General features: G+C 71.5%; 2 protein-coding genes. Both read left to right on the top strand.

Features of this window, described 5'->3' with window-relative positions; all coding sequences use genetic code 11:
- Positions 1 to 2 precede the first annotated feature (2 nt).
- Positions 3 to 5,633, top strand: coding sequence for a type I polyketide synthase (locus ACIQU3_RS31535; protein WP_403929014.1), 5,631 nt, complete (start codon positions 3 to 5; stop codon positions 5,631 to 5,633).
- Between the two features lie 310 nt (positions 5,634 to 5,943).
- Positions 5,944 to 26,709: a type I polyketide synthase gene (locus ACIQU3_RS31530; protein WP_403929012.1), complete on the top strand. Its 20,766-nt coding sequence runs from the start codon at positions 5,944 to 5,946 to the stop codon at positions 26,707 to 26,709.
- Positions 26,710 to 26,741 lie beyond the last annotated feature (32 nt).

The raw sequence follows: 26,741 nt of genomic DNA, 5'->3' as shown, positions 1-26,741 counted from the left end.
TGATGGCGCAGGACGAGAAACTTCTGGAAAATCTCAAGTTCGTGACGGCCGAGCTGCGCCGGACCCGTCATCGCCTGGTCGAGGTCGAGGAAGCGGAGCACGAGCCGATCGCGATCGTGGGCATGGCCTGCCGGTTCCCCGGCAAAGTGACATCGCCCGAGGACCTGTGGCGGCTGGTGGCGGACGGGGTCGACGCGATCTCCGACTTCCCCGAGGGCCGCGGCTGGGAACTGGACACGCTGTACGACCCGGACCCCGACCGCCCCGGCACGACGTACGTGCGCCAAGGCGGTTTCATCGAGGACGCCGACGCGTTCGACCCGGCGTTCTTCGGGATCTCACCGCGTGAGGCCGTCGCGATGGATCCCCAGCAGCGTCTCGCCCTGGAAACGTCATGGGAAGTGCTGGAGCGTGCCGGGATCGACCCCGGTTCACTCAAGGGCAGCTCGACCGGCGTATATCTGGGAATGATCCACAACGAATACGGTTGCATTCTCCCGTCCGTGCCGGCCGATATCGAGCCGTTCCTGTCCAATGGAAATGTCAACAGCGTCGCCTCGGGACGGATCGCCTACAGTCTCGGCCTCCAGGGGCCCGCGATCACGCTGGACACCGCGTGCTCGTCGTCCCTGGTCTCCCTGCACCTCGCCGCCCAGGCGCTGCGGCGCGGCGACTGCGCGCTCGCGCTCGCCGGCGGGGCCCAGGTCCAGGCGACGCCCATCTCCTTCACCGACTTCGCCCGGCAGCGGGGACTCGCGACGGACGGCCGCATCAAGGCGTTCGCGGACGGCGCGGACGGCACGATCTGGGGCGAGGGCGTGGGCATGCTCCTCCTGGAGCGGCTCTCGGACGCGCGGCGCAACGGTCGCGAGATCCTCGCCGTGATACGCGGTTCCGCCGTCAACCAGGACGGTGCGTCGAACGGCCTCACCGCCCCGAACGGCCCCTCCCAGCAACGCATGATCCGCCAGGCACTCGCGGACGCCCGGCTGACGGCGGCGGAAGTCGACGTGGTCGAGGCGCACGGCACCGGGACCACGCTCGGCGACCCCATCGAGGCACAGGCCCTCATCAACACCTACGGGCAGGGGCGCGAGGGGGCCGAGCCGCTGTGGCTCGGCTCGGTGAAGTCGAACCTCGGTCATACGCAGGCCGCCGCGGGAGTCGTCGGCGTCATCAAGATGGTCATGGCACTGCGCCACGGCGTCATGCCCAAGACCCTCCATGTCGACGAGCCCTCGCGGAAGATCGACTGGTCGGCGGGCGACGTCCGCTTGCTGACCGAGGCCCGCGAGTGGCCGGACACAGGGCGCCCGCGCCGGGCCGGCGTCTCGTCCTTCGGCCTCAGCGGCACCAACGCGCATGTGATTCTGGAGCAGGTACCGGCCGCCGAGGCCGAGCCGCCTTCCGAGACTCCGGTCGTCGGTGGGGTCGTTCCATGGGTGCTGTCCGGTAAGACGGAGGAGGCGCTGCGGGCGCAGGCCGAGCGGCTGTACTCGTTCGTACGGGAGAACTCCGAGCTGCGTGCGGCCGATGTGGGGTACTCCCTCGCTGTGACGCGGGCCCGCTTCGAGCACCGGGCCGTCGTCACCGGCTCCGATGTGGACGAACTCCTTTCGGGTGTACGGGCGTTGGCGGACGGGGATGTGTCGGGCGCCGTGGCCTCGGGGAGCGTGCGGCGCGGCAAGCTGGCGTTCTTGTTCACGGGGCAGGGCAGCCAGCGGGCCGGGATGGGCCGTGAGCTTTACGAGGCGTATCCGGTGTTCGCTGCTGCCTTTGATGAGGTGTGTGCGCACTTTGACGGGCACCTTGAGCGTTCGCTGAAGGACGTCGTCTTCGGCACGAGCGGCGGGGACGCCGGTCTGATCGACCAGACCGTTTACACGCAGGCCGCGCTCTTCGCCATCGAGGTCGCGCTGTTCCGGCTGGTCGAGGCGTGGGGTCTGACCCCTGACTTCCTCGTCGGGCACTCCGTGGGCGAACTGGCCGCCGCGCACGTCTCCGGGGTCTTCACTCTCGACGACGCGACCAAGCTCGCCGCCGCTCGTGGGCGCCTCATGCAGGCCCTCCCCGCCGGTGGGGCCATGGCAGCCATCCAGGCCACCGAAGCTGAGGTTCTGGAGACGCTCGAAGGCCGCGAGCACGAGATCGCCATCGCCGCCATCAACGGACCCACATCCGTCGTGATCTCCGGTGACGAGGCTGCGGTGATCGAGGTGCTGGAGCACTGGCGCGAGCAAGGCCGCAAAGTCCACCAACTCCGCGTCAGCCACGCCTTCCACTCCCCCCGCATGGAACCCATGCTCGACGAGTTCCGCACCATCGCAGCAGGCTTGGCCTACGGCACCCCGAGCATCCCGGTCGTCTCCAACCTCACCGGCCAGCTCGCCACCCCCGAAGACATCGGCTCGCCCGAGTACTGGGTCCGCCACGTCCGCCAGGCCGTCCGTTTCGCCGACGGGATCGCCCACCTGGCCGAGCAGGGCGTCACGTCCTTCATCGAGCTGGGCCCCGACGGCACCCTGTCCGCCCTGGCCCAGGAAATCGCGTCCGACAGCGAAGAAGCACTCTTCACGCCCGTACTCCGCAAGAACCGCCCGGAAGCGGAAACCCTCACCCAGGCCATCGGCACCGCCCACATCCACGGCGCCGAACTCGACTGGGACGGCGTCTTCGCAGGCCGGGGCGCGCGCCGCGTCGACCTGCCCACCTACGCCTTCCAGCACCAGCACTACTGGCTCGAAGGGCCCGCCTCCGCTCATGACGCCGCCGGCCTGGGGCTCGTAGGGAGTGAGCACGCGCTGCTCGGAGCCGCCGTGACCCCCGCCGACTCCGACAGCCTGCTGCTCACCGGCCGGGTCTCCCTCCGCACGCACCCGTGGTTGGCCGACCATGCCGTCATGGGCACCGTGCTGGTTCCCGGCACCGGGCTCGTCGAGCTGGCGATCCACGCGGGTGGTCAGGTCGGTTGTGGTCAGGTCGAGGAGCTGACGATCCAGGCTCCGCTCGTACTGCCGCAGGCCGGGGCGCTTCAGTTGCAGGTGCTCGTGGGCGCCCCCGACTCGTCGGAGCGCCGCGCGGTCGGCATCTACTCGCGTCCGGACAACGCCGTGGACGAACCATGGACGTCACACGCCGTGGGTGTGCTCGCGCCGACCGTGGCGGCCGTGGACGCCGATCTGATGTCCTGGCCGCCGGCCGGTGGTGACGAGGTCGCGCTCGACGGTCTGTACGAGGGTCTGGTCGAGCACGGCTACGAGTACGGGCCCACCTTCCAGTGCCTGCGCTCGGTCTGGGTGCGTGGCGAGGAGATCTTCGCGGAGGTCGAGCTGGCCCCGGGCACCGGGACCGACGGGTTCGTCGTGCACCCCGCGCTTCTCGACGCCGCGCTGCACGCCGTCATCGTCGGCGCCGAGCACGCCGCGCGGAGCGGTGGCGGGGGCGAGGAGGCCGAGGTGCGGCTCCCGTTCTCGTGGGCCGGTGTCAGCTTCCACGCCGAGGGCGCCTCGCGTCTGCGGGTACGCCTTAGTGTCGACAGCGACCGGCGGATCACGCTGGCGGCCGCCGACACCACCGGTGCCCCGGTCGTCTCCGTGGAGGGCCTGGCGACGCGTCCCGTCTCGGCGGGGCAGTTGTCCTCGGCCGGCGGGGCGTGGCACGAGTCGTTGTTCCGCGTCGACTGGGTGAGCGCCCCGGATGTCGCGGCGGCGCCGATCGCGTCCGCCGGCGGGCGGTGGGCGGCTGTGGGGACCGATGGGTTCGGTCTGCACGGTGTGCTGCGGGAGGCCGGCGGCTCGGCCGAGCCGACGGTCCACGCGGACCTCGCCGGTCTCGCGGCGGCCCTCGACGCGGGCGCGCCCGTGCCGGAGATCGTCTTCGTGCCCTTCGCGCCGGTCGTCTCGTTGAATCTCTCGGGCCTGGCGGAGGGTGCTCGCGCCGCTTCCGTACGGGCGTTGGAGACCGTACGGGCGTGGCTGGCCGATGAGCGGTTCGGGGGGTCGCGGCTCGTCCTGGTCACCCGCGGGGCGACGGCCGGGCGTGCCGACATGGCTCCCACCGACCTCGTGCACGCACCCCTATGGGGTCTGGTCCGCTCGGCCGAGGCCGAGAACCCGGGGCAGTTCGTCCTCCTCGACCTCGACCCGGCCGGTGCGGAGACCGTGACGCGTGACGTGCTGGCCTCGGCGGCCGTCTCCGAGGAGCCCGAGCTGGCCGTGCGCGGCGGCGCCCTGTACGTGCCGAAGCTCGCCAGGACCGAGGCGCCCGCCGAGCCCGCCCGCCCGCGGCTCGACCCCGAGGGCACGGTCCTGATCACCGGTGGTACCGGCACGCTCGGCGCGCTGGTGGCGCGGCACCTGGTGAGCGAGTACGGCGCCCGCCGTCTGCTGCTGGTGAGTCGCCGCGGGGCGGCGGCAGCGGGCGTCTCCGAGCTGGTGGCCGAACTCGGCGCGCTCGGGGCCGAGACGACCGTCGCCGCGTGCGACGCCGCGGACCGGGAGGCTCTGGCGGCTCTTCTGGGCGGTGTGCCCGCGGACCGTCCGCTGACCGCTGTCGTGCACACGGCGGGCGCCCTCGACGACGGTGTGGTCGGCTCGCTCACCCCCGAGCGCCTTGAGGCGGTCATGCGGCCGAAGGTCGACGCGGCGGTCAACCTGCATGTGCTGACCCAGGACCTCGACCTGGACGCGTTCGTGCTCTTCTCCTCGGCCGCGGGTGTCTTCGGCGGCCCCGGCCAGGCGAACTACGCCGCGGCGAACGTGTTCCTCGACGCTCTCGCGCGCCACCGCAGCGCCGTCGGCCTCCCCGCCCACTCACTGGCCTGGGGCCTGTGGGAGCAGCGCAGCGACCTGACCGCGAACCTCGCCACCGGTGACGTACGGCGCATCACGGGATCGGGGCTGGCCACGATCTCCTCGGTCGAGGGGCTCGCCCTGTTCGACGCCGCGCTGGCCACCGCGGAGGCCGTCTCCGTGCCGGTGCGCCTCGACCTCCCCCGACTGCGCGCCCAGGCCTCGTCCGGTGAACTGACCGCTCTGCTCGACCGGCTGGTCAAGGCACCGGCACGGCGTACGGCGCCGACCGCGGCGGACGCGGAAGCACAGGGCAGTTCGCTCGCGCAGCGGTTGTCGGGGCTCGCCGCGGACAAGCAGGCCGGCGTGCTGCTGGAGCTGGTCCAGGTGAACGTCGCCAAGGTGCTCGGCCTGACCAGCAGCAGGCAGGTCGAGCCGGACCGCGGTTTCCTGGACCTCGGTGTCGACTCGCTGACCGCCCTGGAGCTGCGCAACCGGCTGGGCGGCGCGACCGGCCTCCGGCTCCCCGCGACCCTGATCTTCGACTATCCGTCGGCGGGCGCGGTCGCCAAGTATCTCGGCACGCAGTTCTCCGCCGACGCCGCGGGGCCGGGTGCCACCCCGGTCCATGCCGATCTCGGCCGCCTTGAGGCCACCGTCTCCGCCGCCGAGCTGTCCGACGAGGACCGCGACAAGGTCGTCAACCGGCTCCAGTCCCTGCTGGCCGCGCTCGGCCGCCCGGTCGTCGTAGGGGGTGGCGCCGGGGCCGCTGCCACGGACCTCACGTCGGCGAGCGACGACGAGATGTTCGCCATGATCGACCAGGAGCTGGGTCTGTCCTGACCACGGCAATTCTCTCCGGCCCAGGGCCGGTCACCTCCCCAAAGGAGCGTGGCCGGCCCTGGGGGGCGTAGGGGGGCTCTTAGGGAAGGTTAGGGGTGCCGCGGTCGGTGGTCATCTCCTAGCGTCGTATGTGAAGTCATGTCGATGTGTCCCCCGTGCTCATACACAGCCGGTTCGAGGCATCGCCGAATGGGTCTCCCAGCCGGGGAGTCACGTCGTAAAAGGACTTCCGCCCGGGTTTCGCGTGCGGCGCGATCTCATGTATTGCCCAGGTGCCCAAGTGCTGTCCGTCCTCAAGAGGTTGCTTTAGATGCAGAATGAGCAGAAGCTTCGCGACTACCTCAAGCGGGTAATGGCCGATCTGCAGCAGACGAAGCAGCTGTTGAGCGCGGCCGACTCGCGGGCACACGAGCCCATCGCGATCGTGGGCATGAGCTGCCGTTATCCGGGCGGCGCCAATTCCCCCGAGGAGTTGTGGCAAATGGTCGCCGAGGGCCGGGACGCCGTGTCCGACCTTCCCACCGACCGCGGCTGGGACATCGAGCGGCTGTACAGCCCCGACCGCGAAAAGCCGGGCACTTTCTACAACCGCGAGAGCGGATTCCTTTACGACGCCGCACAGTTCGACCCGGCGTTCTTCGGGATCTCGCCGCGCGAGGCGCTGGCGATGGACCCGCAGCAGCGACTGCTCCTCGAAGTCGCCTGGGAAGCCTTTGAGCACGCCGGAATTGACCCGCACGCGATGCGCGGAAGCAAGACCGGTGTATTCGCGGGCGTGATGTACCAGGACTACGCCACTCGGCTCGACCGAATCCCCGACGGCGTGGAGGGATATCTCAGCACCGGCAACGCGTACAGCGTCACATCGGGACGCATCTCTTACACCCTCGGGCTCGAGGGCCCGGCCGTCTCCGTCGACACCGCCTGCTCCTCGTCGCTGGTGACGCTGCACCTGGCCGTCCAGGCGCTGCGCAACGGCGAGTGCTCCATGGCCCTGGCCGGCGGCACCACGGTCATGTCGACCCCCGAGGCGTTCATCGACCTCGCCCGGCAGGGCGGCCTCTCCCCCGACGGCCGCTGCAAGGCCTTCTCCGACCTCGCGGACGGCGCCGGCTTCGCCGAGGGCGTGGGCATGCTCCTCGTCGAGCGGCTCTCGGACGCGGAGCGCAACGGCCACAAGGTACTCGCGGTTGTCCGCGGCTCGGCCATCAACCAGGACGGCGCGAGCAGCGGCCTGACCGCCCCCAACGGCCCGTCCCAGCAGCGCGTCATCCGCCAGGCCCTCGACAACTCCCAGCTCTCCTCGGACCAGATCGACCTCGTCGAGGCGCACGGCACGGGCACCACGCTCGGTGACCCCATCGAGGCGCAGGCGCTCATCAACACCTACGGTCAGGAACGCCCGGCCGAGCAGCCGCTGTGGATCGGCTCCTTCAAGTCCAACGTCGGTCACACGCAGGCCGCCGCAGGCGTCGGCGGCGTCATCAAGATGGTGATGGCACTGCGCAACGGCATCATGCCGAAGACGCTGCACATCGACGAGCCCTCCACCAAGGTCGACTGGTCGGCGGGCGCCGTCTCGCTGCTGACCGAGGCGCGGGAGTGGCCGGAGACGGGGCGGCCCCGACGGGCCGCGGTCTCCTCGTTCGGCATCAGCGGCACGAACGCGCACATCATCCTGGAGCAGGCTGCCGCCGAGCCCTCCGCCGAGGAGCCGCCCGCCGTCACGCAGCAGGCGGACGCCCCCGTGCCGTGGGTGATCTCGGGCAAGACCGAGGCCGCGCTGCGGGCCCAGTCCGAGCGCCTGACGTCGTTCCTCGCCGGGCGACTGGGCCTCGGCCCCGCGGATGTGGGTTACTCGCTCGCCGTCTCTCGCGCGCGCTTCGAGCACCGGGCCGTCGTCACGGGTACGAACCGCGCGGAACTGCTGGCCGGCCTGGAAGCCGTGGCCACCGGCAAGTCCGCCGCGGGGGTCGTGGAGGGCGCGGCGACCGCCGGAACGGTCGGCAAGCTGGCGTTCCTGTTCACGGGGCAGGGCAGCCAGCGGGCCGGAATGGGCCGCGAGCTCTACGAGACCTATCCGGTGTTCGCTGCCGCTTTCGATGAGGTGTGTGCCCGCTTCGATGGGCAGCTGGAGCGTCCGCTGAAGGATGTGGTCTTCGGCACGGACGAGACGGACGCCGGTCTGATCGACCAGACCGTGTACACGCAGGCCGCGCTCTTCGCGATCGAGGTCGCGCTGTTCCGCCTGGTGGAGGCCTGGGGGCTGACTCCTGACTTCCTCGTCGGGCACTCCGTGGGCGAACTGGCCGCCGCGCACGTCTCCGGGCTCTTCACCCTCGACGACGCGACCAAGCTCGTCGCCGCTCGTGGACGCCTCATGCAGGCCCTCCCCGCCGGTGGGGCCATGGCAGCCATCCAGGCCACCGAAGCTGAGGTTCTGGAGACGCTCGAAGGCCGCGAGCACGAGATCGCCATCGCCGCCATCAACGGGCCCACGTCCGTCGTGGTTTCCGGTGACGAGGCTGCCGTGATCGAGGTGCTGGAGCACTGGCGGGAGCAGGGCCGCAAGGTCCACCAGTTGCGCGTCAGCCACGCCTTCCACTCACCGCGCATGGAACCCATGCTGGACGAGTTCCGCACCATCGCCTCCGGGCTTGCGTACCGGACTCCGAGCATCCCGGTCGTCTCCAACCTCACCGGCCAGCTCGCCACCCCCGAAGACCTCTGCACCGCCGACTACTGGGTCCGCCACGTCCGCCAAGCCGTCCGCTTCGCCGACGGCATCGCCTACCTGGCCGAGCAGGGCGTCACGTCCTTCATCGAGCTGGGCCCCGACGGCACCCTCTCCGCCCTGGCCCAGCAAACCCTCACCGACACCGCGACCTTCAGCCCCGTACTCCGCAAGAACCGCCCCGAAGCCGACACCTTCACCCAGGCCATCGCCCGAGCCCACGTCCACGGCGCGGATCTCGACTGGGACGGCGTCTTCGCAGGCCACGACGCCCGCCGCGTCGACCTGCCCACTTACGCCTTCCAGCACCAGCGCTACTGGCTCGAAGCCGCTGAGCCCGTGGAGGCGGCGGCCGCTCATGCCGCCGCCCCCGAGGAGACGCGTTTCTGGGAGGCCGTGGAGCGGGAGGACACGGCCGCGCTGGCCGCCGCGCTCGACTTCGACGGTGAGGTCGAGCCCGAGTGGCTCGAAGCCGCGCTGCCGGTCCTGTCGACGTGGCGGCGCCAGAACCGGCGGAAGAACACCGTCGACGCCTGGCGGTACCGCGTCACCTGGAAGCCCCTGTCCGTCGCCCCGGCCAAACGTCTCTCCGGCACCTGGCTGCTGGTGGTTCCGGCCGACGGTGACACCTACGCATGGGTGCCCGCCGCCGAGCAGGCCCTGCACGGCCGGGGTGTCACGACCGTACGGGTGGAGTGGAGCGCGACCGGCTCGGACCGCGCCTCGCTCGCCGGGCTGATCCGTGAGGCCGTGGGCGACCGCGCCGTCGACGGTGTGCTCTCGCTGCTCGCCCTCGACACGGCACCGCACCCCGGCCACCCCCACGTGGCGTCGGGGCTCGCCGGGACGCTCGAACTCGTCCAGGCCCTCGGCGACTCCGGGGTCGAGGCGCCGCTGTGGCTCGCCGGCCGCGGCGCCGTGTCCGTCGGCCGCTCGGACCGGGCCGCCGACCCGGCGCAGGCCCAGGTCTGGGGCCTGGGCCGGGTGGCCGGGCTCGAACACCCCGACCGCTGGGGCGGTCTGCTCGACCTGCCCGAGACGGTCGACGCGCCCGCGCTCGCCCGCTTCACCGACGTCCTGTCCGGTCTCGGCGCGGAGGACGAGCTGGCGATACGTTCGACGGGGATCTTCGGCCGTCGTCTCGTCCGGGCGCCGCTCGCCGACTCGGCCGGCGGTTCGTGGACGCCGCGCGGCACGATCCTCATCACCGGCGGTACGGGCGCGCTCGGCGGCCATGTCGCCCGCTGGGCGGCGGCCAACGGTGCCGAGCACCTGGTCCTCACCAGCCGGCGCGGCGATCAGGCGCCCGGCGCCGAGGAGTTGCGTGCCGAACTCACCGGGCTCGGGACCGCCCAGGTCACCATCGCCGCGTGTGACGCGGGCGATCGCGACTCGCTGGCCGCCGTCCTGACGGACCTGGAGGCCGACGAGGCCCGGCCGCTGACGGCGGTCGTGCACGCTGCCGGTGTCGGCGACACCGGGTCGCTCATGGACAGCGCCCTCGACGAGGTGGCCGCCGTCGTCGCGGCCAAGACGGCGGGCGCCACCCACCTCGACGACCTGCTCGGCGACACGCCTCTGGACGCCTTCGTCCTCTTCTCCTCCGCCGCCGCGGTGTGGGGCGGCGCCGATCAGGGCGCCTACGCCGCGGGCAACTCCTTCCTCGACGCGTTCGCCGAGCGGCGCCGCGCCAACGGCCGTACCGCCACGTCCATCGCCTGGGGCCTGTGGGGCGGCGGCGGCATGGGCACCGACGGCGACGAAGAGGCCATGCTGCGCGTCGGCCTCAAGCGCATGAACCCCGAACTCGCCGTGTCCGCCCTGGTCCAGGCCGTGGCGCACGACGAGACCACGGTGTGCGTGTCCGACCTCGCCTGGGACCGGTTCGCCCCCGCCTATTCCGCCATCCGCCGACGTCCCTTCATCGAGGACCTTCCCGAGGTACGGAGCGTCCTGGAAGCGGAGACGGCGGGTCCCGCGGAGCCCGCGGGCGGCAACGCGCTCGCGCGGCGACTGAGCGGCCTGTCGGCGGGCGAGCAGCGGGAACTGGTCCTCGACCTCGTCCGCACGCAGGCCGCCGCCGCACTCGGCCACGCCGACGCGACGGCGATCGAACCCGGTTCGGCCTTCCGCGAGCTGGGCTTCGACTCGCTCACGGCGGTCGACATCCGCAACCGCCTGAACGGCGCGACCGGGCTCACGCTGCCCACGACGCTCGTCTTCGACTACCCGAACGCCGACGCCATCGCCGGGTTCGTCCTCACCGAGCTGCTCGGCACCGACGACACCGGCGCGACCGACCCGGCGCGTCAGGCCGCCCTCACCGGCCCGGCGGCGGACGACGAGCCCATCGCCATCGTCGCGATGAGCTGCCGCTACCCAGGCGGTGTCAGCACGCCCGAGGAACTCTGGCAGCTCGTCCTCGAAGGCCGCGACGCCATCTCCCCGTTCCCCACCGACCGCGGCTGGCCCATCGACGACCTGTACGACCCGGACCCGGAGCGCAGCGGGACCACGTACGCGTACGAGGGCGGCTTCATCGACGGTGCCGGCGGCTTCGACGCCGGGTTCTTCGGGATCTCGCCGCGCGAGGCGCTGGCGATGGACCCGCAGCAGCGACTGCTCCTCGAAGCCTCCTGGGAGGCCCTGGAGCGTGCGGGCATCGACCCCCTGTCGCTGCGCGGCAGCCAGGGCGGCGTCTTCATCGGCGCCGGTTCCCAGGGGTACGGCATCGACGCGCACGACGCCCCCGAGGGCACCGAGGGCTACTTCCTCACCGGCACCCAGTCCTCCGTCATCTCCGGCCGCGTGTCCTACACGCTGGGGCTGGAGGGCCCCGCGGTGACCGTCGACACGGCCTGCTCGTCCTCGCTCGTCGCGCTGCACCTGGCCGCGCAGTCGCTGCGCCAGGGCGAGTGCGATCTGGCACTGGCGGGCGGTATCACCGTCATGGCGACCCCGGGCGCCTTCATCGAGTTCAGCCGGCAGCGCGGCCTCTCCGGTGACGGCCGCTGCAAGGCCTTCGCGGGCGCCGCGGACGGCACCGGATGGTCCGAGGGCGCGGGGCTCCTTCTGCTGGAGCGGCTCTCCGACGCGGAGCGCAACGGCCACCAGGTCCTCGCCGTGGTCCGAGGCTCCGCCGTCAACCAGGACGGCGCCTCCAACGGCCTCACCGCCCCCAACGGCCCTTCCCAGCAGCGCGTCATCCGCCAGGCGCTGGCAGGCGCGGGCCTGGAGCCGGGCGACGTGGACGTGGTCGAGGCGCACGGCACGGGTACGCGGCTCGGCGACCCGATCGAGGCGGGCGCGCTGCTGGCCACCTACGGCCAGGGCCGCGACGCGGACCAGCCGCTGTGGCTCGGCTCGATCAAATCCAACATCGGCCACACCCAGACGGCCGCGGGTGTCGCGGGTGTCATCAAGATGGTCATGGCGATGCGGGAAGGCCTGCTGCCGAAGACCCTGCACGTCGACGAGCCGACCCCGCAGGTCGACTGGTCGGCGGGAGCTGTCTCCTTGCTGACCGAGGTACGGGAGTGGCCGGAGACCGGGCACCCGCGCCGGGCCGGCATCTCGTCGTTCGGCGTCAGCGGTACGAACGTCCACACCATCATCGAGCAGGCGCCGGCCACGGCGGGGGAGGCGGAGGCCTCCGAGACCGTCGAGGCTCCTGTTGCTGGTGGGGCCGTGCCGTGGGTGCTCTCCGGTAAGACGGAGGACGCGCTGCGGGCCCAAGCCGAGCGGCTGCACTCCTACCTGCGGGAGAACTCCGAGCTGCGTCCGGCGGACGTGGGCTACTCCCTCGCCGTGACGCGGGCCCGCTTCGAGCACCGGGCCGTCGTCACCGGCTCGGATGTCGATGAACTCCTCGCGGGCGTGCAGGCGTTGGCCGCCGGGGATGTGTCGGGTGCGGTGACCTCGGGGAGCGTGCGGCGCGGCAAGCTGGCGTTCCTGTTCACGGGGCAGGGCAGCCAGCGGGCCGGAATGGGCCGCGAACTGTACGAGACGTATCCCGTGTTCGCTGCTGCCTTTGATGAGGTGTGTGCGCACTTTGACGGGCACCTTGAGCGTCCGCTGAAGGATGTCGTCTTCGGTACGGACGAGACGGAAGCCGGTCTGATCGACCAGACCGTGTACACGCAGGCCGCGCTCTTCGCCATCGAGGTCGCGCTGTTCCGCCTGGTCGAGGCGTGGGGGCTGACCCCTGACTTCCTCGTCGGGCACTCCGTGGGCGAACTGGCCGCCGCGCACGTCTCCGGGGTCTTCACCCTCGACGACGCGACCAAGCTCGTCGCCGCTCGTGGACGCCTCATGCAGGCCCTCCCGGCCGGTGGGGCCATGGCCGCGATCCAGGCCACCGAAGCTGAGGTTCTGGAGACGCTCGAAGGCCGCGAGCGCGAGATCGCCATCGCCGCCATCAACGGACCCACATCCGTCGTGGTCTCCGGTGACGAGGCTGCGGTGATCGAGGTGCTGGAGCACTGGCGTGAACAGGGCCGCAAGGTCCACCAGCTCCGCGTCAGCCACGCCTTCCACTCCCCCCGCATGGAACCCATGCTGGACGAGTTCCGCACCATCGCGGCAGGCCTGACCTACGGCACCCCGAGCATCCCGGTCGTCTCCAACCTCACCGGCCAGCTCGCCACCCCCGAGGACATCGGCTCACCCGAGTACTGGGTCCGCCACGTCCGCCAAGCCGTCCGCTTCGCCGACGGCATCACCCACCTCGCCGAGCAAGGCGTCACCACCTACATCGAGCTGGGCCCCGACGGCACCCTCTCCGCCCTGGCCCAGGAAATCGCGTCCGACAGCGAAGAAGCACTCTTCACGCCCGTACTCCGCAAGAACCGCCCCGAAGCGGAAACCCTCACGCAGGCCATCGCCACCGCCCACATCCACGGCGCCGAACTCAACTGGGACGGCGTCTTCGCAGGCCGGGGCGCCCGCCGCGTCGACCTGCCCACCTACGCCTTCCAGCACGACCACTACTGGCTGGAGATGGGCGTCCCCGCGGGCGACGTCTCCCTGCTCGGGCAGTCCGCGACCGAGCACCCGCTGCTCGGTGCCGCTGTGGTGATGCCCGACTCGGACACGCTCGTCCTCACCGGGCGCATCTCGTTGCAGAGCCACCCGTGGATCGGAGACCACCGCGTGATGGGGTCGGCCCTGCTGCCCGGGACCGGTCTGGTCGAGCTGGCGATCCACGCCGGTGACCAGGTGGGCTTCGGCCACGTCGACGAGCTGATGCTCCAGGCCCCGCTGGTCCTCCCCGAGCGCGGTGCCGTCGTCCTGCGCGTGACCGTGGAGGTCGTGGACACGCTCGGGCGGCGTCCGGTGGCCGTCTTCTCCCGTCCCGAGGGCTCGGAAGCAGAGCCGTGGACCCGTCACGCCGCCGGTTTCCTGGCGGAGAGCGCGCCGGAGGCCTCCTTCGACCTGTCCGTGTGGCCGCCGAAGGGCGCCGAGTCCCTTGAGGTCGCGGACCTCTACGAGAGCCTTTCCGGTACGGGACTGTCCTACGGGCCGGTGTTCCAGGGCCTGCGCGCCGCCTGGCGGCTGGACGAGGCCGTCTACGCCGAGGTCGCCCTCCCCGAGTCCACCCCGACCGGCGGCTTCGGGCTCCACCCCGCGCTGTTCGACGCCGCCCTGCACGCCACTTCGCTGAGCGCGTCGCCGCAGGAGGACACGGGGACCGGTCTGCCGTTCGCGTGGAGTGGTGTGTCCCTGTACGCCACGGCCGCGTCGACCCTGCGCGTACGGCTGACGCCGACCGGAACCGACGGGTTGGCCCTCGCCATGGCGGACGAGGCCGGTGCGCCGGTCGCCTCGACCGACTCCCTCGTCTTCCGCCAGGTCACGGCCGAGCAGCTCTCGGCGGGCCGAGGTGGCTTCACCGACTCGCTGTTCCGCGTGGAGTGGCCCGAGTTGTCCGTGCCGTCGGCCGCGCCTGCGACCTGGGCGGTGCTCGGTGAGCCGGGCTCCTTCGCCGAGGGCCGGGCCTTCCCGGGCCTGGCCGAGCTGGCCGGCGCCGAGACGATCCCCGAGGTCGTGTTCGTCCCGCTGACCGACCGCGAGGGTACGGACACGGCCGCTGCCGCCCATCGGGCCACGCATCACGCGCTGGCCCTCATCCAGGGCTGGCTCGCGGAAGACCGGTTCGCCGACTCACGCCTGGTGTTCGTCACGCGCGGCGCCGTCGCCGCCGGACCGGACGACACCGTCCGTGACCTGGTCAACGCGCCTGTCTGGGGCCTCGTACGGTCCGCGCAGGCCGAGAACCCCGACCGGTTCGTACTCATCGACACCGACAGCGACACCGACAGCGGCACAGGCACCGGCACCGGCACCGGCACCGGCACCGGCACCGAGGGCGCGTCGCTCGAACTCGCCCTGCTGTGGCCCTTCCTCGCCTCCGACGAGCCGGAAGCAGCGCTGCGTGACGGCGTCGTACGGGCGCCCCGGCTGGCGCGCGTGCCCGCCGCCGATGCCGAGACGGCGGCCGTCGTGCCGGACCCGTCCGGAACGGTCCTTATCACCGGCGGCACCGGCGCCCTCGGCTCGCTCGTGGCCCGCCACCTCGTGGCCGAGCACGGCGTACGCAACCTGCTGCTCACCAGCCGCCGAGGACTCGACGCCGAAGGCGCCCCGCAGCTCGCCGCCGAGCTGGCCGAACTCGGCGCGGACACCGTCGAGATAGCCGCCTGCGACGCCGCCGACCGCGACGCGCTGGAGGCCCTGCTCCACTCGATCGACGCCGGACGTCCGCTGACCGCCGTGGTCCACACGGCCGGCGTTCTGGACGACGGAGTCATCGGCTCCCTCACCCCCGAACGCCTCGACACCGTCCTGCGCCCGAAGGCCGACGCCGCCCTCAACCTCCACGAACTCACGTGGGACCTGGGGCTCTCCGCCTTCGTCCTGTTCTCCTCGGCCGCGGGCGTCATGGGCAACGCGGGCCAGGGCAACTACGCCGCCGCCAACACGTTCCTCGACGCTCTCGCCCACCACCGCCACTCGCTCGGCCTGCCCGCGACCTCACTCGCGTGGGGCGTCTGGGAGCAGGCGGGCGGCATGACCGCGGACCTCGGGGACACCGACGCCAACCGCATGAGCCGCGGCGGCATGAGCGGCCTCACCCACGCCGAGGGCCTGCGGCTCCTGGACGCCGCATGGACGACCGGCGCCGCCCTGCTCGTGCCGACGCACATGGACCTGGCCGCCGTGCGCGCCCAGGCCGCTTCGGCGGGCGTACCGCCCCTCATGCGCGGACTCGTCCGCTCCCCCGCACGCCGGACCGCTCACACCGCGGCCGTCGAGACCGGCGCCCTCGCGCAGCGCCTCACCCCCCTCACGCGCGAGGAGCGCCAGGCACACCTCCTCGACCTGGTGCGCACCCACGTCGCCCACGTCCTGGGTTACGACAACCCTGCCTCCGTCGAACCGGCCCGCGCCTTCAAGGAGTTGGGCTTCGACTCGCTCACCGCGGTCGAGCTGCGCAACCAGCTCAACACCGCGACCGGCCTCCGCCTCCCCGCCACCCTCGTTTTCGACTACCCGAACCCGCTGTCCCTGGTCGACTTCCTGCTCACCGAGTTCGGCGGTACGGACACCGTGGAGGCGGCGGCGTCCGCTCCCGTGGTGCTCACCGACGACGAGCCGATCGCGATCGTCGGCATGGCCTGCCGCTACCCGGGCGGAATCACCACGCCCGAGGGGATGTGGCAGTTCCTGATGCGGGGCGGCGACGGAACCTCGCGGTTCCCCACCGACCGCGGCTGGGACGTCGAGGACCAGTTCATCGAGGACCCGGAGCGCCCGGGCACGAAGTACGCGCTGGCCGGCGGATTCCTGCACGACGCACCCGAGTTCGACCCCGGCTTCTTCGGGATCTCGCCGCGTGAGGCGCTGGCGATGGACCCGCAGCAGCGACTGCTCCTCGAAGCGTCCTGGGAGGCGTTCGAGCGGGCCGGGATCGACCCGGCCTCCGTACGCGGCAGCTCGACCGGTGTGTTCGCCGGTGTGATGTACCACAACTACGCCGCTCGCGTGACGGACATCCCCGACGGGGTCGGCGGTTTCCTCGGCACCGGCAACTCCAGCAGTGTCGTGTCCGGCCGTGTCTCGTACACGTTCGGTCTTGAGGGTCCGGCCGTGACCGTGGACACCGCATGCTCGTCCTCGTTGGTCACGCTGCACCTGGCGGTTCAGGCGCTGCGTCGCGGGGAGTGCTCGCTGGCGCTGGCCGGCGGTGTCACCGTCATGCCGAACCCGGATACGTTCATCGACTTCGCCCTCCAGGGCGGCCTGGCCGGTGACGGCCGCTGCAAGGCCTTCGCCGGTGCCGCGGACGGCACCGCGTGGTCCGAGGGCGTGGGCATGCTGCTCGTCGAACGGCTCTCGGACGCCAAGCGCAACGGCCACCAGGTCCTCGCCGTCGTCCGCGGCTCCGCCGTCAACCAGGACGGCGCGTCCAACGGCCTCACCGCCCCCAACGGGCCCTCCCAGCAGCGCGTCATCCGCCAGGCCCTGGCGTCGGCGGGCCTGACACCCGGTGACGTGGACGTGGTCGAGGCACACGGCACGGGCACGCGGCTCGGTGACCCGATCGAGGCGCAGGCGCTGCTGGCCACGTACGGCCAGGACCGCGAGGGCTCCGAGCCGCTGTGGCTCGGCTCGATCAAGTCCAACCTCGGCCACACCCAGGCCGCCGCCGGTGCCGCCGGCATCATCAAGATGGTCATGGCGCTGCGCCACGGCGTCATGCCCAAGACCCTGCACATCGACGAGCCCTCCCCGCACGTCGACTGGTCGACGGGCGACGTCTCCCTGCTGACCGAGGCACGGGAGTGGTCCGGCTCCGACCGGCCGCGCCGAGCAGCGGTGTCGTCCTTCGGCATCAGCGGCACCAACGCGCACATCATCCTGGAGCAGGCGCCGGCTGCCGTCGACACCACCGTCGAGGAGGCGGGCTCCGAGGCTCCGGTCGTCGGTGGGGTCGTTCCGTGGGTCCTGTCGGGCAAGACGGAGGGGGCGCTGCGGGCGCAGGCCGAGCGGCTGCACTCCTTCGTACGGGAGAACTCCGAGCTGCGTCCGGCGGACGTGGGCTACTCCCTCGCCGTGACGCGGGCCCGCTTCGAGCACCGGGCCGTCGTCACCGGCTCCGATATGGACGAACTCCTCGCGGGTGTAAAGGCGTTGGCGTCCGGGGATGCGTCGGGCGCGGTGACCTCGGGGAGCGTGCGGCGCGGCAAGCTGGCGTTCCTGTTCACGGGGCAGGGCAGCCAGCGGGCCGGAATGGGCCGCGAACTGTACGAGACGTATCCCGTGTTCGCTGCTGCCTTTGATGAGGTGTGTGCGCACTTTGACGGGCTGCTGGAGCGTCCGCTGAAGGATGTGGTCTTCGGCAGGGACGGGACGGAAGCCGGTCTGATCGACCAGACCGTGTACACGCAGGCCGCGCTCTTCGCCATCGAGGTCGCGCTGTTCCGCCTGGTCGAGGCGTGGGGGCTGACCCCTGACTTCCTCGTCGGGCACTCCGTGGGCGAACTGGCCGCCGCGCACGTCTCCGGGCTCTTCACCCTCGACGACGCGACCAAGCTCGTCGCCGCTCGTGGACGCCTCATGCAGGCCCTCCCCGCCGGTGGGGCCATGGCCGCGATCCAGGCCACCGAAGCTGAGGTTCTGGAGACGCTCGAAGGCCGCGAGCACGAGATCGCCATCGCCGCCATCAACGGACCCACATCCGTCGTGGTCTCCGGTGACGAGACCGCGGTAGTCGAGGTGCTGGAGCACTGGCGTGAACAGGGCCGCAAGGTCCACCAGCTCCGCGTCAGCCACGCCTTCCACTCCCCCCGCATGGAACCCATGCTGGACGAGTTCCGCACCATCGCGGCAGGCCTGACCTACGGCACCCCGAGCATCCCGGTCGTCTCCAACCTCACCGGCCAGCTCGCCACCCCCGAGGACATCGGCTCACCCGAGTACTGGGTCCGCCACGTCCGCCAAGCCGTCCGCTTTGCCGACGGGATCGCCTACCTGGCCGAGCAGGGCGTCACGTCCTTCATCGAGCTGGGCCCCGACGGCACCCTCTCCGCCCTGGCCCAGCAAACCCTCACCAACACAGAAGAGGCACTCTTCACCCCCGTACTCCGCAAGAACCGCCCCGAAACCGAAACCCTCACCCAAGCCATCGGCACCGCCCACATCCACGGCGCCGAACTCAACTGGGACGGCGTCTTCGCGGGCCGGGGCGCGCGCCGCGTCGACCTGCCCACCTACGCCTTCCAGCACCAGCACTACTGGCTGGAGGCGACGGCCGCAGCCGGTGATGCCACGAGCCTTGGCCTCGGTAAGACCGGGCACCGGCTCCTCGGCGCGGCGATGTCGCTGCCCGAGACGGACAGCATTGTCCTGACGGGCCGCCTCTCGCTCCAGTCGCACGCCTGGCTCGCCGACCACACCGTCATGGACACCGTCCTCGTCCCCGGGACCGGACTGGTCGAGCTGGCCATCCACGCCGGCGACCAGGTCGGATGCGGGTCCCTGGAGGAGCTGACGCTCCAAGCCCCGCTGGTCCTTCCGGAGCGTGGCGGCATCGCCGTACGTGTGGCCGTGGACGCGGCCGACGGAAGTGGGCGGCGGCAGGTCGCGATCTTCTCGCGGCTCGACGAGGCGGATGCCGCGGTGCCGTGGACGCGTCACGCGGTCGGCCTCCTCGCGGAGAGCACGCCGGAGGCGTCCTTCGACCTGTCCGTGTGGCCGCCGAAGGGCGCCGAGCCCCTCGGCGTGGAGGGTCTCTACGAGAACCTCGCCGATGCGGGTCTCTCGTACGGGCCGGTGTTCCAGGGCCTGCGTGCCGCCTGGCGGCTCGGTGACGACGTCTACGCCGAGGTCGCCCTCCCCGAGGACACCACCACCGACGGCTTCGGACTGCACCCCGCACTCCTGGACGCCGCCCTGCACGCCGTAGCCCTCGGCGACTTCACCGAAACAACCGACCACGCACACCTGCCCTTCGCCTGGACCGGCGTAACCCTCCACGCCACCGGAGCCTCCGTACTCCGCGTCAAACTCACACCCGCCGGCACCGACGCCGTATCCATCACCGCAACCGACGAAACCGGCACCCCCGTCGCCACCGCGGACTCCCTCGTACTCCGCGCCATCACCACCGAACAACTCACCGCAGGCACCGGGAACTTCAACGACTCGCTGTTCAGCATCGAGTGGCGCGATCTGTCGTCGGCACCCGCCGAAGCTCAGACGTGGGCCGTGCTGGGCGACGAACCGGGTCTCTTCACCGATGGACCGGCGTTCCCGGGCCTGGCTGAACTGGCCGCCGCCGACACCATCCCCCACGTCGTCTTCGCCCCGCTGACCGCCTACGACGACACCGACGCGGCCACCGCAGCCCACCAGGCCACCCACCACACCCTGGCCCTGGTCCAGGAGTGGCTGGCCGAGGACCGCTTCGCCGACTCCCGTCTCGTCTTCGTCACGCGCGGTGCCATCGCCGCCGGTCCCAACGACGCTGTCACCGACCTGGCCAACGCACCCGTGTGGGGCCTGGTACGCGCAGCCCAGTCCGAGAACCCCGACCGCTTCCTCCTCCTCGACACCGACACCGAGTCGCCCGAACTCACCACTCTCTGGCCGCTCCTGGCCTCCGACGAGCCCGAAGCCGCACTCCGCGACGGCGCCCTGCGCGTGCCTCGCCTGGCCCGCCCGGCCCTCGCCGAGACCACCGCTTCACCCCTGGACCCGTCCGGGACCGTCCTCATCACCGGCGGCACCGGCGCTCTGGGCTCCCTCGTCGCCCGCCACCTCGTCACCGAGCACGGCGTACGCCACCTGCTGCTCACCAGCCGCCGAGGACTCGACGCCGAAGGCGCCCCGCAGCTCGCCGCCGAACTGACCGAACTCGGCGCCGACACCGTGGAGATCGCCACCTGCGACGCCGCCGACCGCGGCTCACTGGAGACGCTGCTCAACTCGGTCGACGACGCGCGCCCCCTCACCGCCGTCATCCACACCGCCGGCGTCCTCGACGACGGAGTCATCAACTCCCTCACCCCCGAACGCCTCGACGCGGTCCTGCGTCCCAAGGCGGACGCCGCCCTCAACCTCCACGACCTCACCAAGGACCTGGACCTCTCCGCCTTCGTTCTCTTCTCCTCGGTCGCCGGCGTCATGGGCAGCCCGGGGCAGGGCAACTACGCCGCCGCCAACACGTTCCTCGACGCTCTCGCCCACCACCGCCACACGCTCGGTCTGCCCGCCACCTCACTCGCGTGGGGCGCCTGGGAACAGACCGGCGGCATGACCGCGGACCTCGGCGACACCAACGCCAACCGCATCAACCGCGGCGGCATGACCGGCCTCACTCACGCCGAAGGCCTGCGTCTCCTCGACACCGTGTGGACCACCGAGCAGGCCCTGCTCGTACCCATGCACATGGACCTGGCCGCCGTGCGCGCCCAGGCCACCTCGACGGGCGTACCGCCCCTCATGCGCGGACTCGTCCGCATCTCCACCCGCCGCACCGCCCACGCGGCGACCGTCGAAACCGGCGTCCTGGCGCAGCGCCTCGCCGGACTCTCCCCCGAAGAGCGCCACACGTTGCTCCTCGACCTGGTCCGTACGAACGTCGCCCACGTCCTGGGTTACGAGGACACCGCCACCGTCGAACCGTCCCGCGCATTCAAGGAGTTGGGCTTCGACTCGCTCACCGCGGTCGAACTGCGCAACCAGCTCGGCACCGCGACGGGCCTCCGGCTTCCCGCCACCCTCGTCTTCGACTACCCGAACGCGACGGCCGTCGCCGAGTACCTCATCGGTGAAGTCATGGGCACCCAGCCCGAGGCGACCGCCGTGGTGGTCCGCGACAACGCCGACGACGACCCGATCGCGATCGTCGGCATGGCCTGCCGCTACCCGGGCGGAATCACCACGCCCGAGGGGATGTGGCGGTTCCTGCTCGACGGCGGTGACGGCATCACCCCCTTCCCCACCGACCGCGGCTGGGACCTGGACGGGCTCTTCGACGGCGACACGGAGCGGTCCTCGTCGGAGTACGCGCTGGAGGGCGGCTTCCTGCACCGGGCCGCCGACTTCGACCCGACCTTCTTCGGGATCTCGCCGCGTGAGGCGCTGGCGATGGACCCGCAGCAGCGACTGCTCCTTGAGGTCTCCTGGGAGGCGCTGGAGCGCGCGGGCATCGACCCGGCCTCCGTACGCGGCAGCTCGACCGGTGTCTTCGCCGGTGTGATGTACCACAACTACGCCTCCCGGCTCACCGAGGTGCCGGACGAGGTGGCGGGCTTCCTCGGCAACGGCAGTGCGAGCAGCATCGCGTCCGGCCGTGTCTCGTACACGTTTGGGTTCGAGGGTCCGGCCGTGACCGTGGACACCGCGTGCTCGTCCTCGCTCGTCGCCCTGCAAATGGCGACGCAGTCGCTCCAGCGTGGTGACTGCTCCATGGCTCTTGTGGGTGGTGTGACGGTCATGCCGACGCCGGACACCTTCTCCAGCTTCGCCCTTCAGCGCGGCCTCGCATTGAACGGCCGTTGCAAGCCGTTCGCGGGCGCCGCCGACGGCACCGGCTGGTCCGAGGGCGTGGGCATGCTCCTCGTCGAACGCCTCTCCGACGCCAAGCGCAACGGCCACCAGATCCTCGCCGTCGTCCGCGGCTCCGCCGTCAACCAGGACGGCGCCTCCAACGGCCTCACCGCCCCCAACGGGCCCTCCCAGCAGCGCGTCATCCGCCAGGCCCTGGCGTCAGCGGGCCTGACACCCGCTGACGTGGACGTGGTCGAGGCACACGGCACGGGCACGCGGCTCGGCGACCCGATCGAGGCCCAGGCCCTGCTCGCCACCTACGGCCAGGACCGCGAGGGAGCCGAACCGCTCTGGCTCGGCTCGATCAAGTCCAACCTCGGCCACACCCAGGCCGCCGCCGGTGCCGCCGGCATCATCAAGATGGTCATGGCGCTGCGCAACGGCGTCATGCCCAAGACCCTGCACATCGACGAGCCCTCCCCGCACGTCGACTGGTCGACGGGTGACGTTGCCCTCCTCACTCAGGCCCAGCAATGGCCCGAGACCGGCCGCCCCCGCCGAGCCGCCGTCTCCTCCTTCGGCATCAGCGGCACCAACGCCCACGTGATTCTGGAGCAGGCGCCGACCGTCGACGCCGAGGCAGTCCCCGAGGCTCCTGTTGCTGGTGGGGTCGTGCCGTGGGTGCTCTCCGGTAAGACTGAGGACGCGCTGCGGGCCCAAGCCGAGCGGCTGCACTCGTTCGTACGGGAGAACTCCGAGCTGCGTCCGGCGGACGTGGGCTACTCCCTCGCTGTCACCCGGGCCCGGTTCGAGCACCGGGCCGTCATCACCGGCTCTGACCTGGGTGAACTCCTTGCGGGTACTGCCGCGTTGGCGGCCGGGGATGTGTCGGGTGCGGTGACCTCGGGCAGCACGAACAGCGGACGGGTCGCGTTCCTGTTCACGGGGCAGGGCAGCCAGCGGGCCGGAATGGGCCGCGAACTTTATGACACGTATCCCGTGTTCGCCGCGGCCTTCGACGAGGTGTGTGCGCACTTTGATGGGCAGCTGGAGCGTCCGCTGAAGGACATCGTCTTCGGCACGAGCGGCGGGGACGCCGGTCTGATCGACCAGACCGTGTACACCCAGGCCGCACTGTTCGCCATTGAGGTCGCGCTGTTCCGCCTGGTGGAGGCCTGGGGGCTGACCCCTGACTTCCTCGTCGGGCACTCCGTGGGTGAACTGGCCGCCGCCCATGTGGCCGGGGTCTTCACTCTGGAAGATGCCGTCAAGCTCGTCGCCGCGCGTGGACGCCTCATGCAGGCCCTCCCGGCTGGCGGGGCCATGGCCGCGATCCAGGCCACCGAAGCTGAGGTTCTGGAGACGCTCGAAGGCCGCGAGCACGAGATCGCCATCGCCGCCATCAACGGGCCCACGTCCGTCGTGGTCTCCGGCGACGAGGCTGCCGTGATCGAGGTGCTGGAGCACTGGCGGGAGCAGGGCCGCAAGGTCCACCAGCTCCGCGTCAGCCACGCCTTCCACTCCCCCCGCATGGAACCCATGCTCGACGAGTTCCGCACCATCGCAGCGGGCCTGACCTACGGCACCCCGAGCATCCCGGTCGTCTCCAACCTCACCGGCCAACTCGCCACCCCCGACGGCATCAGCTCACCCGAGTACTGGGTCCGCCACGTCCGCCAAGCCGTCCGCTTCGCCGACGGCATCACCCACCTCGCCGAACAAGGCGTCACGTCCTTCATCGAGCTGGGCCCCGACGGCACCCTCTCCGCCCTGGCCCAGGAAATCGCGTCCGACAGTGAAGAAGCACTCTTCACGCCCGTACTCCGCAAGAACCGACCGGAGGCCGAAACCCTCACCCAGGCCATCACCCAAGCCCACGTCCACGGGCAGGAGCTGAACTGGGACGGCCTCTTCGCAGGCCGGGGCGCGCGCCGCGTCGACCTCCCCACCTACGCCTTCCAGCACCAGCACTACTGGCTCCACGCGACGGCCTCGTCCGGCGACGCCACCAGTCTCGGGCTCGGCACCACCGGGCACCCGCTGCTCGGCGCCACCATCGCTCTCCCCGACTCCGACAGCGTCCTGCTCACCGGCCGGCTCTCCCTCCAGTCACACCCCTGGCTCGCCGACCACACCGTCATGGACACTGTCCTCGTCCCCGGCACCGCGCTGGTCGAGCTGGCCATCCACGCCGGTGACCAGGTCGGCTGCGGGTCCCTGGAGGAGCTGACGCTCCAGACCCCGCTCGTACTCCCGCGACAGGGCGGTATCGCCCTCCGCGTGACCGTGGCCGCCGCCGACGACGAGGGTCACCGCCGCGTCACCGTCCACTCACGGCTGGACGACGCCGAGGCGGAGACGCCGTGGACGTCCCACGCCACCGGGCTCCTGTCCGAGGGAGGTTCCTACGGTGGCGCCGACCTGTCCGTCTGGCCGCCCGAGGGTGCCGATGTCCTCGAACTCGACGGGCTGTACGAGGGTCTGGCGAGTGTCGGCCTCACCTACGGCCCGGTCTTCCAGGGCCTGCGCGCCGCCTGGCGGGTCGGCACCGACATCTACGCCGAGGTCACGCTCCCCGAGGGCACCGAGACCGACGGCTACGGACTGCACCCCGCGCTCCTCGACGCCGTGCTGCACGCCGTCTCCCTGGGTGACTTCACCGAAGCGTCGGACGAGGCACTTCTGCCGTTCGCCTGGAGCAGTGTGTCCCTCCACGCCACCGGTGCCTCCGCGCTCCGCGTCAAGCTCTCGGCAGCCGGCACCAACGCCGTGTCGATCAGCGCGGTCGACGGAAGCGGTACGTCTGTCGCGGCCGTGGAGTCGCTGATGCTGCGGCCGGTGGACTCCGCGCAGCTCGCCACCGACCGGCACGCCTTCCACGAGTCACTGTTCGAGGTGGACTGGACGGGCATCTCCGTCCCGGTTCCCGTGCGCAGGACCCTGGCCGTGATCGGCACCGATGCCGGGCTGCCGTCCGGCGCCCCGGAGTCCGCGACGTATGCCGGCCTCGACGCCCTCGCCGAGGCCGTCGCATCCGGTACGCCCGTGCCGGACGTCGTCCTCGTGGAGTCGGCCGCAACCGATGAGGGCATGGACACGGCTGATGCCGCACACCTCGCCGCTCACCGGACGCTGGCCCTCGTGCAGGACTGGCTGGCCGAGGACCGCCTCGCGGACTCCCGCCTGGTATTCGTCACGCGCGGTGCCGTCGCCGCCGGTCCCGGCGACGCTGTCACCGACCTGGCCAACGCTCCCGTCTGGGGCCTCGTACGCTCCGCGCAGGCCGAAAACCCCGACCGGTTCGTCCTCATCGACACCGATGACGCGTCGCACGGCGCCTGGGACAGGCTCGCCTCGGTGGCATCGACCGGTGAGCCGGAGGCAGCGCTGCGCGGTGACTCCGTGCTCGTGCCGCGGCTGGCCCGCGTGCCTGTCGCCGAGGGCGATCCGGCGGACTTCCGCCTGGACCCGGCCGGGACCGTCCTCATCACCGGCGGCACCGGTGCCCTCGGCTCGCTCGTCGCCCGCCACCTCGTCACCGAACACGGCGTACGCCACCTGCTGCTCACCAGCCGCCGAGGACTCGACGCCGAAGGCGCCCCGCAGCTCGCCGCCGAACTGACTCAACTCGGCGCCGACACCGTGGAGATCGCCGCCTGCGACGCCGCCGACCGCAACTCCCTCGAAACGCTGCTCAAGTCCATCGACCACGAGCGTCCACTGACCGCCGTCATCCACACGGCCGGCGTCCTCGACGACGGAGTCATCAACTCCCTCACCCCCGAACGCCTCGACACCGTGCTCCGCCCCAAGGCGGACGCCGCCCTCAACCTCCACGACCTCACACGCGAACTGAACCTCTCCGCCTTCGTCCTCTTCTCCTCCGCCGCCGGTGTCCTCGGCAACCCCGGCCAAGCCAACTACGCCGCCGCCAACACCTTCCTCGACGCCCTCGCCCACCACCGCCACACCCACGGACTGCCCGCCACCTCACTCGCCTGGGGCGCCTGGGAACAGGCGAACGGCATGACCGCCGACCTCACCGACGCCGACCGGCACCGCCTCAACGGCCTCACCGAAACGGAAGGCCTCCACCTCCTCGACGCCACATGGCGTCAGCACCAGCCCCTCCTCGTGCCCATGCACCTCGACCTGGCCGCCGTACGCGCCCAGGCCACCTCGACCGGCGTACCCCCGCTGCTCCGCGGACTCGTCCGCGCACCCAACCGCCGCAGTGCGCGGCAGGCCACCGCGGTCGTCGAGTCGCAGGCGTTCACGGAGCGTCTCGCCGGCCTCACCGCGGAGAAGCGCGCGGAGCTGCTGCTCGACCTCGTCCGTACGCGGACGGCCGCCGTCCTCAGTTTCGCGGGACCCGATGACATCGACCCGAAGCGCGGCTTCCTGGAGCTGGGTGTCGACTCGCTGACGGCCGTCGAACTGCGCAACCAGCTCGGCAAGGCGACCGGGCTCCGGCTGCCGGCCACGCTGATCTTCGACTACCCGGCCCCGGCCGCCGTGGCCGACTACCTCGCGGCGGAACTCGGCACGGAGACGGGCGCGTCCGCGCTGTCCGTCCACTCCGAGCTGGACAAGCTCGAATCGCTGCTCGCGGAGATCGGCGGCGGCGCCGACGAGCGTTCCGCGATCACCGCCCGGCTGCGGGCCGTGATGTCGAAGTGGACCGACGCCCAGACCGAAACGAACGGCGCGGCACCGGACGACGCGCTGGAGTCGGCGACAGCCGACGAGTTGTTCGACTTGCTCGACAACGAACTTGGCCAGTCCTGAAACCCGCACGTCGTAGCCCTCACAGTGGAGTG

It is taken from the genome of Streptomyces sp. NPDC101110 (genome assembly GCF_044759525.1).
Taxonomy (GTDB): domain Bacteria; phylum Actinomycetota; class Actinomycetes; order Streptomycetales; family Streptomycetaceae; genus Streptomyces.
The sequence above is the reverse complement of the archived record's forward strand: the minus strand, read 5'-3'. Positions and strand labels throughout refer to the sequence as shown.

Coding starts and splice junctions, on each gene's coding strand:
- ACIQU3_RS31535 (WP_403929014.1), top strand. CDS start 3: ATGGCGCAGGACGAGAAACTTCTGGAAAATCTCAAGTTCGTGACGGCC.
- ACIQU3_RS31530 (WP_403929012.1), top strand. CDS start 5,944: ATGCAGAATGAGCAGAAGCTTCGCGACTACCTCAAGCGGGTAATGGCC.